Here is an 11,376-nt window from a genome sequence, read left to right as displayed (position 1 = left end):
GCTGCGCCCAGAGCTCCTCCGCCGCTGCCGGCCGCCGAGCGGGACGCTGCGACGACGGCGAAGAGCCGGGTCGGGTGCCGGTGGAGGCACTCGACCCGGCTCGGGTCATCGGTCGGTCCGCCCGCTTCGGGCGGGGTGGGCTATCCCTTCGCCCCGCCGTCGGCGGAGGTGCGCGCGGGTGCGGATGCGCCGGACCCGGTGACGGCGGAGGTCTCGACCGCCGGGGGCGTGCCGGGGCCGGCGTCCGGCTCGGGACCGTCCTCGCGCATGGCCCGGGTCTCGGCCTTGAGGATGCGCATCGACCGGCCGAGGCCGCGCGCGAGTTCGGGCAGCTTGTGGGAGCCGAACAGCAGCGCGATCACCGCCACGACGACGAGGAGGTGCCAGGGTTCGAAGGCGTTGCGGAGCATCGTCGTCCACCCTTCCTTTCCGTGGGTGCGACGGGTGCGGGGGCCCGGGGCCCGACGGGGCGGGGCCCCCGCCCGTCCGGAGGCTCAGGGATTGCGGACCCAGAACTCGACGGAGAGCGGCGGGACGGTGATCTCCAGGGTCGGGCCGGTCTTGGAGGGGAGGGTCTGGTCGGTGGTGCTGGGGCCGTAGCGGTGGCCCTGGAAGGCGGCGGCGGTCTGGGTGTCGACGGTGTAGGTGTAGGACTCGGTGGCGGAGCGGTTGGTGAGGGCGAACACCGGCTTGCCCGCGGTGGTGCGCCAGGCCATGATGCGGTGGTCCGAGTAGTAGGAGCCGTCGGTGTGCCGGGGCTCGTCGACGCCGTAGCGCACGGAGTCCCAGGGCAGGTACTTCACGAAGCCGGAGACGGCGTTCCAGTTGCGCGGGTTGAAGTCCCAGTGACCCACCTGGATGTCCTGGTGGCGGCTGAAGTCGGTGTCGTGCGGGGGGCGCCAGAAGCCGAGCGAGTAGCCCTCGGACTCGGCGTTGGTGGTGGGCTTCAGGGCGTGCAGCCACCACCAGGTGGGGGAGTTCTGGAAGGTCATCCAGTTCATGATCGACTGAGCGGTGTTGACGGTGCGCCAGTCGGTCATCGGGCCCTGGCTCTCCAGGTACTCGAACTCGTTGCTGAAGACGGGCTTGCCGCCGGCGCCGGCCCGGAAGTCCTTGGTGATCTGCAGGGTGCTGTCCTCGCCGATCTTGTGGAACGTCCACGCGTCGATCAGTCCCATCGCCTCGGGCGAGGCGGTGAGGGCGCGGCCGATGGGCCCGTCCCAGCCGTACTGGCTCTCCGCGTGGATCTTCACGCCGGGGTGGGCCGCCTTGATCTTGGGGGCGACGGCCTTGAAGGCGGCCAGGTACTGGGCGGGCGAGTACTTGCAGGAGGAGTACGGGGTCAGGTAGTCGGGTTCGTTCTGCAGGCCCCAGTAGGAGATCTTCAGGCCGCGGTCGGACAGGTACTTCAGGTCGTCGACCAGGGCGTCCCCGAAGGCGGCGAGGTCGGCGTTCGGGGCGAGGGTGCCCTTGATGAGGTTGTCGTTGTCCTTCCAGCCGGGGGCCGGGGACCAGTACTCGACGGCCAGGCCCTCGACGCCGGCCTGGGTCATCATGTCCGCGAGGAGCGCGGTCTGGCCCTCGTAGCGGTCGACGAAGCGCTTGCGGTCGGGGGTCAGGCCACGGTGGTAGAGACCCATCGCCAGGCGGCAGTACCGGAAGCCCCGGTCGGAGCGGCCCGCCTTGAGCATCTGCTGGCAGAGGCGGGTGCGCTCGCTCGGGGTCAGGTCGTAGGGCACGCCGGTGACCAGGTCGGGCATGCCCTGGTTGCTGGAGCCGATGGAGTCGGACTGGATCTCGAAGCCGAGGCCGGCGATGGTCTGCTTGGCGGCCTGGTCGAACCGGATGGTGTAGGCGCCGGTGGTGATGCCGGCGGCCTGTGCACTGGCCAGGCTCACGATCTGGGGGAGCGACGCGGCGGCTCCGGCGGCGAGCAGGCCGCGCAGGACGGATCTGCGGTCGACGGGGCGGGACGTTCCGGTCACGGGGGGCCTCCGAGGGTGGGGGGAGGAGGGGAAGGGTGTCGCAGGGGCGGCCTGTTGATGGCCGGCGGGGCGACGATGAGAGGAAGGTATTCGATATACGAAAGTTTCGCCAGTGTTTCGGGCGGTGTTCCTCGACGTCCCGGCGGGGGCCGGTGCCGCGGCAACACCGCGCGCCCGGTCGAGTGCCTCCCTCTGGCACTCGACCGGGCGCGGGTCATCCTGGTCCGCCGACCCGGACCAGGGGCTCTACTCCTTCACCGCGCCGCCGGTCAGGCCGCTGACGAAGGTCTTCTGGAGGAGGACGAAGGCGAGGACCACCGGGATCGCCGCGAGGACGGAGCCGGCCATGAGGAGGTCCCAGCGCGGGGCGAACTGGTTCTGGAACTGGGCGAGTCCGACCGGCAGGGTGCGCAGCAGCTCGTCGTTGGTGACCAGGGAGGGCCAGGCGAACTCGCCCCAGGTCCACATGAACTTCAGTACCGCGACGGTGCCCAGTGCCGCCCAGGAGTTGGGCAGCAGGATGCTGACCAGGGTGCGCAGCCGGCCGGCGCCGTCGATGGCCGCGGCCTCGTCGAGCTGGACGGGCAGGGTGACGAAGTGCTGCCGCAGCAGGAAGATGCCGGTGGGGCTGGCCAGGAAGGGCACGATCAGCGCCCAGTAGGTGTCGATCCAGTCGAGGTCGCGCATCACCAGGTAGAGCGGCACGAGGATGACCTGGGTGGGGATCATCAGCGTCGCCAGGATCAGGGTGAGCACGGCCTGCCGGCCGCGGAACCGGATCCGGGCCAGGCCGTAGGCGGCGAGGGTGTCGAACACCAGGTTGCCCGCGACGACGGCGACGGCGACCAGGACGGAGTTGAGGAACCACCGCCCGAACGGGAACGCGGAGACGACCTCGTGGTAGGCGTCGGCGGTGAGGTGTTCGGGTATCAGGTGCCGCCCGTTGCCGACCAGGTCCTCCATGGGCTGGAAGGAGGTCAGTGCCATCCAGAGCACCGGGAGCCCGGCGAAGACGGTGACGGCGGTGAGCCAGAGCGCCGGTGCGAGGCGGATCGGGGACTTGCTCACGACTCCTCCCGGGAGGTCAGCTTGAGCCGCACGAGGGTGATCGCGAGCAGGATCACGAAGAGCACCACCGAGGCCGCGGAGGCGACGCCGACGTCGGTGAGCAGGCGGGTGTAGATGAAGGTGACCACGGTCAGGGTCGCGGTGCCCGGGCCGCCCTCGGTCATCACCCACACCTGGTCGAACACCTTGAAGGAGTTGAAGAGCAGGAGCAGGAAGACGGCGGCGGTGGCCGGCCTGAGCATCGGCAGGGTGATCGAGCGGAACTGCCGCCAGGGGCCGGCCCGGTCGATGGTGGCGGCCTCGTAGATCTCGTCCGGGATGCGCTGGAGACCGCCGAGGAGGATCAGCGCGTAGATCCCGAACTCCTTCCAGATGCTCACCACGGCGACGGCCGGCAGCGCCAGGTCGTTGTCGAAGAGCCAGCGGGCGCCGTCCGCGCCGACCAGGCCGATCAGGGTGTTGACCAGGCCGTGGTCGGGTTCGTACAGCCACTTCCAGACCAGGCCGGCGACGACCATCGGGATGACGGCGGGCAGCACGGTCACGGTGCGGACGAAGCGCGCGGAGGCGAGCTCCCGGTTGGCGGCCATCGCGGTGGCCAGGGCCAGCACGTAGGTGCCGGCGATGGTGATCACGGTGAACACCAGGGTGTTGAGCAGGCTCTCGCGGAAGGTGCCGGCGCCGAGGATGGTGGTGTAGTTCTCCGCGCCGACGAAGGTGCGCGGGCCCAGCAGGTTCCAGTGGTCGGTGCTCAGCAGCATCGACTGGACCATCGGGTAGAAGGTGAAGCCCAGGATCACCAGCAGGGCGGGCGCCACCGACAGCCAGCCGGCGAGGGTGCCGCTGGGCCGCCGACGCCGTGGGTGCGGCCTGCGCCGGGCCCGCCCGGGGCCGCCCGCCGCGGCGGGGCCGCCGGGAGGGGGCTTCGCGGGGAGTTCGGTCATGGTCGTCATCGGCTTCCCGTCACTCCTTGCCGAGCGCCTGGCCGACCAGGTCGTCGATCGACTTCAGGGCCTTGTCGACGGAGGCCTGGCCGTTGACGCCGGCGACGATGTTGGCCTTCTGGGCGTCCCAGCGGGCCTGGAAGGCGTGCCGGTCCTGGAGCAGCAACTCGGGGGTGTTGCGGGAGAGCTGCTCGAAGATGGCGTTCCAGTTGGGGTCGGCCTTGGCCTTGCCGTCCACGGTGGCCTTCACGGCCGGGTCGACCTTGGCGAGGTCGTAGGGGAAGATCGCGTGGAAGTCCATGTACCGGGCGCTGCGCTCCGGCGAGGCCAGCCAGCGCATGAACGTCCCGGCGCCGCCGAGGTTCTTGCTCGCGGAGCTGGCGACCAGGCTGTGGCCGCCGACCATCGAGCAGCCGCTCTTCGGCCCGGTGGGCATCGGGGCGACGGCCCACTTGCCGTCGACCTTGGCGCCGCCGGCCTGGACGTTGGCGATGACGGACTGGAAGAACGGGAACATCGCGACGTCGCCGCTGATGAAGCCGTTGAGGGCGCTGGTGCCGGTGGGGGAGATCTTCTCGGTGTAGAAGGACTTCATGTAGTCCATCGCGGTGCGCCCGGCCTCGGTGTTCTGGGTGGAGGCCTTGAAGTCGGGCGAGGTGAGGGTGCCGCCGGCCTGGCAGAGGAAGCTCTCCCAGGTGGAGTTGACGGCGTTGAGGTGGTCGTCCATGCCCTTGAACTGCCAGCCGCTGACCTTCTTGCCGGCCTCCGCCGACTTGGTGGTGATGGCGGCGGCGGTCGACTTCAGCTCGTCCCAGGTCTTCGGCGGGGCGGAGAAGCCGTACTGCTGGAGGATGTCGGTGCGGTAGAGCATGACGTCGACGTCGAAGTAGAGCGGGGCGCCGTAGGTCTTGCCCTCGTAGTCGTCGACCTTGGCGAGCGGGAGGAACTTGTCCGTGTCGGCGGGGGTGTAGCCGAGCTTGTCGAGCGGGGCCAGTGCGCCGGACTTGAGGTAGTCGAGCTCCAGGCCGTTGTTCATCAGCCAGACGTCCGGGCCCTTGCCGGCCGCGATGGCCTGCTTGATCTTGTCGCGGCCGTCCTTCCACTCCAGGAGCGTGAGCTCGACCTTCACCTTGCTCTGGGAGGCGTTGAACTCGTCGACCAGTTCCTTGACCTTGGCGTCCTGGCCGATCCAGTAGGGCATCGACCAGAACTTGACGGTGGTCGGCCCGGCGGACTCCGAGGACCCGCCGACGGAGGAGGAGCAGGCCGAGGCCGCGAGCGCGAAGGCGGACGCCAGGGAGAGGGCGGCGAGTCTACGGCGGAGTGGTGCCATGGGTGGGTCTCCTTGTGCGGCGGGCTGCGGCCGGATCGGCCGCCCCGGATGTGCGGGGGCGAGAAGGGGTTGGGTGCGGTGCGGCAGGAGCGGAGTGAAACACCGCTGTCATCACCGACCTGACGCGTAACGTATGCGATATACGAAATGAGCGCCAGGGGGCGTTGCCGTTTCGTGTTGTTGACGAGACCGCTTCTCCGCCCGGGCCGCCCGCCGCGGCGTCGCACCCGGAGCGGGCACACGGCCGCGACCGGGGAGGGCCGGTGGGTCGGGAGGCCGGGCACACCGGCTGCCGGGGAACGCGTCACCGCGGCGGGGAGCGCGGTACGTTCAGCAGATCCGGGCCGGTCGTAGGTATGCAATCCGGGGCACTACGTACTTCCCGGAGCGTGGTGCGTCTCAGATCGTGCGGTCCCGCACCTCGTCGCGGGTGCAGCCGAGCTTGCGCAGGACCTTGGCGACGTGCTGCTCGACGGTCCGCGGCGAGAGGAAGAGCGCCGCGGCGATGTCCTTGTTGGTCGCGCCGTCCGCGAGCAGCCGGCCCACCTGCTGCTCGCGCGGGGAGAGCCGGTCGCCGTAGCCGGCCCGGCCGCGCGGCCGCGGCCGCTCCTGGCCCAGGTCGCGCAGCAGGCGCACGCAGCGGGCGGCGTCGCTGGTGGCACCCAGCCGTTCGTGGACCTCGACGATCCCCGTGAGCAGCGCGGCGGCCCGGCCGTCGTGCAGCCCGGCGAGCGCACGGGCCGTCTGCTCACCGGCCAGCGCCGCGTGGTACGGCCGGCCGATCGCGGACCACAGCAGCCGGGCCCGGTCGAACCGGTCCGCCGCGCCGTCCGGGTCCTGCGCGCGCAGGACCAGGCCCTCGCAGACCAGGGACTCCGCCTGCGCCCCGGGCGCGTCGGCGCCCTCGATCCCGGCCCGGTGCTGCGCCGCGAGGTCCTCGGCGCCCGCCGGATCGCCGCGGTGCAGGGCGATCTCCACCGCCGCCGGTGCCAGGTCCCAGGCGTACACCCACTGCTCCTTGCGGGGCAGCAGCGGCAGGTAGTCCGTGACGGTCCGCCACGCCTCCTCGTCGTCGCCCCGGGCCAGCTGGACGCGGGCCAGGCCAGCGGCCGCGCCCAGGGCGTTGACGTTCTTGCGCTGCGGATCCCGGGCCAGGACGCGCCCGAAACGCTCCACCGCCCGCGCGGTGCGTCCCCGGGCCGCCGCGGTGATGCCCTGGACGGTCGCCAGCAGGTCGTCCACCGCCAGCGGTTCGTCGAGGTAGTCGGCCCGGAAGGCCGCGTACCGCTCCTCCCAGTCGGACCACTCCCCGGCGGTCCAGGAGAGCAGCAGCCGGTACGAGCGGCAGTGGACGATCAGGGCGTGCGCGTGGTGGCGCTCCGCCAGGGCGAGCGACTCCTCGGTGTGGCGGGCCGCCCGCTCGTCCTGGCCCAGGCAGATCCCCACCTCGGCGGCGTTGGCGAGGGCCCGCGCGGTGTGCCGCACGACCTCGGGGTCCTGGTCCTCGCGCGGCAGCGCGGCCAGTTCGTCGTCCGTGCCGGGGACGCCCATCGAGGCCATCAGCGTGATCCGGTTCGCGGTCACCGAGGCCCGGGCCGCCCGGTCGTCGCTGTCGGCGATGGTGGCCTGCGCCCGCTCGATCCAGGCCCGCTGCTCGGCGGCGGAGAACCGGCTGGTCTCCCACATCGCGAGCACCGACATGGCTCGCGCGGCGAGTTCCGGGCGGTCGTCCACCAGCTCGTCGACGGCCCGCTCGATCTCCGCCTCGCCGGAGGGGTCGGCGGCCTGGTTGAGCAGCATGAGTCCGAGGTCGAGCCGGATCTCGCCGCGCGCGGCCGCCGGGAGCCCCGGTCCGGCGACGATCCGGCGCAGGGTCGCGATGGTCCGGGTGTACTCGGTGGCGTCCCAGGCGATCCGGGCCAGTGACAGCGCGGCCCGTGCGTGGAGCGCGGACGGCAGCCGGGGCTCCTCCAGGATCTCGTGCAGCAGGGTCGCGGCGGTGCCCTGGTCGCCGACCTCCACCGCCTGGTCGGCGGCGGCCAGCGCGTGCTCCAGCCAGGCCCCGGTGTCGCCGAGCTGACGGGTGTGGTGTGCGATCTGCACCAGGGGCGGGTTCGGCAGGGTCCAGAGGACGGCCAGTGCCCGGCGGTGGAGCCGGGTGCGCTCGGGGCCCGGGATGTTGTCGTAGTGCGCACGCCTCGCCAGGGCGTGGGTGAAGCCGTAGCGGTCGGGCCCGAGCTCGCGCAGGACACCGGCCGTCAGGGCCGCGGTGAGGGCCTCGGCCGCGGGCGCCGGTTCGAGCCCGACGGTGTCGGCGAGCAGGCCCTCCCCGACCGGTACCTCCAGGACGGCCGCGGCGTCGGCCAGGGCGGCGGCCGCCCGCGGCAGCCGGTCGGCCCGTTCGGCGAACACCTCCCGCAGGCTCCGGGGCACGCCGCCCGGCACCCCGCCCGGGTGGTCGCGCAGAGCGAGCAGGTCCTCCTCCGCCACCAGGGCCAGGCCCTCGCTGCGGCTGTGCAGCGCCCGGACCAGCGCGGGTGTCGCCGCCGGGCCGAGCACCGAGCGGGCCATGTCCGTCACGTCCTGCTCGGTCAGCGGTCCGAGGGCCAGTTCGGCGCCGCTGGTGTTCGGCGGACGGCGGAAGGCCGCACCGAGCAGCGGGCCGCGGCCGGGCAGGTCCTCCGCGCGGTAGGCCAGCAGCAGGGCGGCGTCCGCGGGCAGGTCCCGGCCCAGAAGCAGGAGCAGTTCGCGGGTGGCCTCGTCCGCCCAGTGCACGTCGTCGATCACGAGCAGGGCCGGGGAGACGGCGTCCAGCACCGTGCGCACGGCCTGGGCGATCTGGTGGCGGGCCGGCACCGGCCCGGCCGCCGGGTGGGGAGGCGGCGGCAGCCGGTCCGCCAGATCGGGCAGCAGGGCCGCCAGCCAGCCGGCCGAGGCGCCGAGCGCGCCCTCCCGGGGCGGCAGCCACGCGTCGGCGTCCCGCAGCGCCTCGATCACCGGTCCGTACGCCAGCGGTTCGCGCAGCGGGTGGCAGCGGCCGGTCAGCACCCGGACGCCCTCGGCCGCCAGCACGGCGGACGCTTCGGCGATCAGCCGCGACTTGCCGATCCCGGCGGGGCCCTCGACCAGGACCACGGAGGGCCGGGAGCGGGCGGCGCTCAGCAGGACGGCCAGTTCGCGCTCGCGCCCCACGAAGGCGGGCGCCGGGGAGGCACCCGTGATCCGCCGGTCACCGCTCCGTCCGACCGTCATGGCCGACACCACCCTGCTTCTGTGCGCGCGAGCCGGAGGGGGCTCCGGTACGCCTCGGGCCCGGCCCGGTACTCCGGCCGGACATCTTCGTTCCTACCGTTCGGGCCTCGGGGTGCGCCAGTGCAGCGGCGCGGGTCGGGGCCGGTTTCCGTCGGGTGAGAGGTGCTGTGCTGCGGCGAATTCGGTGCCGCCCCTGGCATTCTAGGCGTATATCGCATACCTTTCCCGGCGGCGGTGCCGCGCGGGCGGGCCCCGCGGCGGCCGGCGCCCTCCGTTCCCGCCGGATCCGGCGCCCGCCGCGCCCGCCCGATCCGGACCCGGCGCCCGCCCGAGCCGGTCCCGAGCCGTCGGGCCCGCCCGTCGCCGCTTCCCCTCCCTCCCGCGCCACCCCCCACCCACCCAGGAGGACCTGTGATGAACCGACCCGACCCGCGCCCCGTCAGTCGCCGGACCCTGCTCCGCGGCGCCGCCGTCGGTGGCGCGGCCATGGCGGCCGCGCCGTTGCTCGGGTTCCCGGCTGCGCGGGCCGCGGGTCTCGACTCGGGCTCGTACACCATCCGGTACGACAACGGGGCCCGCCAGACCATCAAGGGTCTCGGTTTCGAGATCCAGTCGGACTCGATCAACTCCGGCAACGCGGGCATGCCCGACCTGGTCAGCGGCGTGCCCTTCGACCTCACGCCCAGCGAGCGCACCCGCTTCTACCAGCAGATGCTGAAGATCCGTTCGGACCGGGGATTCCGGTACTGCCGGCTGGCCCTGGGCCTCTACCACCGGGGGGTGACCGCGGACGGCAGGCGCCTCGTCGACCGCTACGAGGGCCAGACCGCGCTGCTCGCCGAGATGATCAGCCAGGCCGGCATCGAGGGCGTGGCCGCCGAGTACTGGTCCCCGGCCCCGGCCTGGAAGGCCAACAACAACCTGGTCGGCAAGAGCGCGGACGGAAAGACCGCCTACGGGCTCGCCTCCTACGCCCCCGCGGACCTCGATGCGCTGGGAGAGGCGATGGTCGCCGACCTCGACTACCTCGCGGCCCGCGGCGTCCCGATCAGCATGTGGGGCCTGCAGAACGAACCCGACTCGCCCGCCTTCTACTCCTCCTGCTTCTACGAGCCCGCCCAGTACCTCGCCGCCTTCAAGGCGGTCGCCCCGAAGATCCGCGCCAAGTACCCGAACGTGATGATCCACGCCGACAGCCGCGACGGCTGGAAGGGCACCCGCGGCCAGGCGCTCATCGCGGACGCGCAGGCGCTGCGCCACGTCGACGCGTGGACCTTCCACCGGATCGGCACCAACGCGGACGGTCAGATCACCGGCGACTACACCTCGGGTGCGCTCGGCCGGCCCGTCTTCAACAACGAGTTCGAGTACCTCCACCCCACGAGCCCGTTCAACCGCACGCTCAACACCGCCCACTCGATCATGAACTGGATGACCTTCCAGAACGCCCCCACCTGGTTCTGGCTGCACGCCCTGAAGCCCACCACCAACTCCGAGTCCAAGGGCTACTCGCTCGGCTTCTGGCGCCCCCCGCACGACACCGACTTCAGTCACTACCCGAACATCAAGGCGGGTCACTGGGACTTCAACCCGGAGAACTGGAACGCCGTGGCAGGCTTCGTCCGCTACATGCCCTGGGACTCCGTGCGCCACCACGTCGAGGAGCCCGTCCACGACGACGGCAGCGCCTACACGGACCACCGGATCATGGCCTGGAAGACCGCCGAGGGCAAGCAGGTCTTCGCGATCACCAACCGCTCGGCCGGCGCCTCGTTCACCTACACCGTGGACACCCAGACCGCGGCCTCCTTCCAGGGCCACCGGTTCGGGCCGTCCACCCACAACCAGACGCTGACCGCCCGCACCGGCCCGGTGCTCACGCTGACCGTCCCGCCGCTCTCCGTCGAGTTCTGGGTCCGCTCCTCCTGAGCCCGCCCGGCCCCGCCCGCCGCCGGCCGTCCCGTGGTGCACCCGCGCCCGGGCACGGCCGTCCGTCGTTGCACCGGCCACCCTTCGCCGGCGCAGGCATATCGCATACGATGAAGGGGTGACACAGGCGAACTGGGCACCGCTGCCCGTGGTGAAGAGCAAGGCCGACCTCGTCTACGACAGCCTGCGTGCTGCCATCGCCGAGGGCGATCTCAAACCGGGCGAGCGCATCAACATGGACCAGCTCGCCCGCAACCTGGGCGTGAGCAAGATCCCCATCCGCGAGGCCGTCAAGCGGCTGGAGGCGGACGGCCTGGTGGTCTCCCGGGTCCACTCCGGGGTGACCGTCGCCGAGGTGGACGCCGCCGAGATGCGCGGCGTCTTCCTGGCCCGCGAGGCGATCGAGGGGCTGGTCGCCGGTCTCGCCGCGGAGCGCGTCACGGACGCCCAGCTAGCCGAACTGGAGTCGGTCCAGCAGCAGATGCGCGGACGCCTGGGCACCGGTGCGCTCCAGCGGCTCCCGGAGCTCAACTCCGAGTTCCACCGGATCCTCGCCGAGGCCGCCGGGTACCGCGTCCTGGCCGAGCTGACGGACCAACTGCTCCTCACCGTCCGCCGCCACCGGATCTCGGCACCGGTCGACCCGGACAACTGGGCGCAGGTCATCGCCGAGCACGACGGGATCGTGGCCGCCCTGCGCCGCCGCGACCCGGACGCGGCGGCGCAGGCGGCCAAGGCGCACATCAGCGCGCAGGCCGACCACGAGGTCGCCGACAAGGAGTGACCCCGGGAGGCCGGGGAAGGGGGTGGGCCCGATCGGGCCCACCCCCTCGGTGACCGGGTGTCAGCCCACCGTGAACAGTTG

The 11,376-nt window shown here is 72.3% G+C and carries 8 protein-coding genes; 2 read left to right on the top strand and 6 right to left on the bottom strand.

The window, feature by feature from the left end:
* Positions 1-140 precede the first annotated feature (140 nt).
* From tatA to ACFC1F_RS40345, 6 genes are all read right to left on the bottom strand, one after another.
* The gene (gene tatA / locus ACFC1F_RS40370; RefSeq protein ID WP_376166406.1) at positions 141-410 is read right to left on the bottom strand and encodes a Sec-independent protein translocase subunit TatA; all 270 of its coding nucleotides are present in this window, start codon (positions 408-410) and stop codon (positions 141-143) included.
* 84 nt (positions 411-494) lie between these two features.
* Complete coding sequence (locus tag ACFC1F_RS40365; RefSeq protein ID WP_376166404.1) at positions 495-1,985, bottom strand: hypothetical protein; 1,491 nt, start codon at positions 1,983-1,985, stop codon at positions 495-497.
* Positions 1,986-2,231: 246 nt separating this feature from the next.
* Complete coding sequence (locus ACFC1F_RS40360; protein WP_376166402.1) at positions 2,232-3,053, bottom strand: carbohydrate ABC transporter permease; 822 nt, start codon at positions 3,051-3,053, stop codon at positions 2,232-2,234.
* Positions 3,050-4,006: a carbohydrate ABC transporter permease gene (locus ACFC1F_RS40355; protein ID WP_376166400.1), complete on the bottom strand. Its 957-nt coding sequence runs from the start codon at positions 4,004-4,006 to the stop codon at positions 3,050-3,052. Before ACFC1F_RS40355 ends, ACFC1F_RS40360 begins: the two co-directional genes overlap by 4 nt.
* A gap of 10 nt (positions 4,007-4,016) precedes the next feature.
* Positions 4,017-5,330: an ABC transporter substrate-binding protein gene (locus ACFC1F_RS40350; protein ID WP_376166398.1), complete on the bottom strand. Its 1,314-nt coding sequence runs from the start codon at positions 5,328-5,330 to the stop codon at positions 4,017-4,019.
* 399 nt (positions 5,331-5,729) lie between these two features.
* A complete protein-coding gene (locus ACFC1F_RS40345; RefSeq protein ID WP_376166396.1) occupies positions 5,730-8,582 on the bottom strand; it encodes an AAA family ATPase in 2,853 nt (950 codons plus the stop codon).
* Between the two features lie 414 nt (positions 8,583-8,996).
* Between ACFC1F_RS40345 and ACFC1F_RS40340 the strand changes: the two genes are divergently transcribed.
* Positions 8,997-10,511 carry a hypothetical protein gene (locus tag ACFC1F_RS40340; RefSeq protein ID WP_376166394.1) on the top strand — a complete coding sequence of 505 codons (1,515 nt, stop codon included), beginning with the start codon at positions 8,997-8,999 and terminating at the stop codon, positions 10,509-10,511.
* A 118-nt stretch (positions 10,512-10,629) separates the two neighbouring features.
* Positions 10,630-11,295: a GntR family transcriptional regulator gene (locus ACFC1F_RS40335; RefSeq protein WP_376166392.1), complete on the top strand. Its 666-nt coding sequence runs from the start codon at positions 10,630-10,632 to the stop codon at positions 11,293-11,295.
* Positions 11,296-11,376 lie beyond the last annotated feature (81 nt).

Origin of the sequence: Kitasatospora sp. NPDC056181 (assembly GCF_042266225.1) — a bacterium.
Taxonomy (GTDB): domain Bacteria; phylum Actinomycetota; class Actinomycetes; order Streptomycetales; family Streptomycetaceae; genus Kitasatospora.
Note: the sequence above shows the minus strand (reverse complement) of the source record. Positions and strands in the feature narration are given on the sequence as shown.

Bases quoted from the DNA above. Each gene is read 5' to 3' on its own strand.
- ACFC1F_RS40340 (WP_376166394.1), top strand. From the start codon at position 8,997: ATGAACCGACCCGACCCGCGCCCCGTCAGTCGCCGGACCCTGCTCCGC.
- tatA (WP_376166406.1), bottom strand. From the start codon at position 410: ATGCTCCGCAACGCCTTCGAACCCTGGCACCTCCTCGTCGTCGTGGCG.
- ACFC1F_RS40345 (WP_376166396.1), bottom strand. From the start codon at position 8,582: ATGACGGTCGGACGGAGCGGTGACCGGCGGATCACGGGTGCCTCCCCG.
- ACFC1F_RS40350 (WP_376166398.1), bottom strand. From the start codon at position 5,330: ATGGCACCACTCCGCCGTAGACTCGCCGCCCTCTCCCTGGCGTCCGCC.
- ACFC1F_RS40355 (WP_376166400.1), bottom strand. From the start codon at position 4,006: ATGACGACCATGACCGAACTCCCCGCGAAGCCCCCTCCCGGCGGCCCC.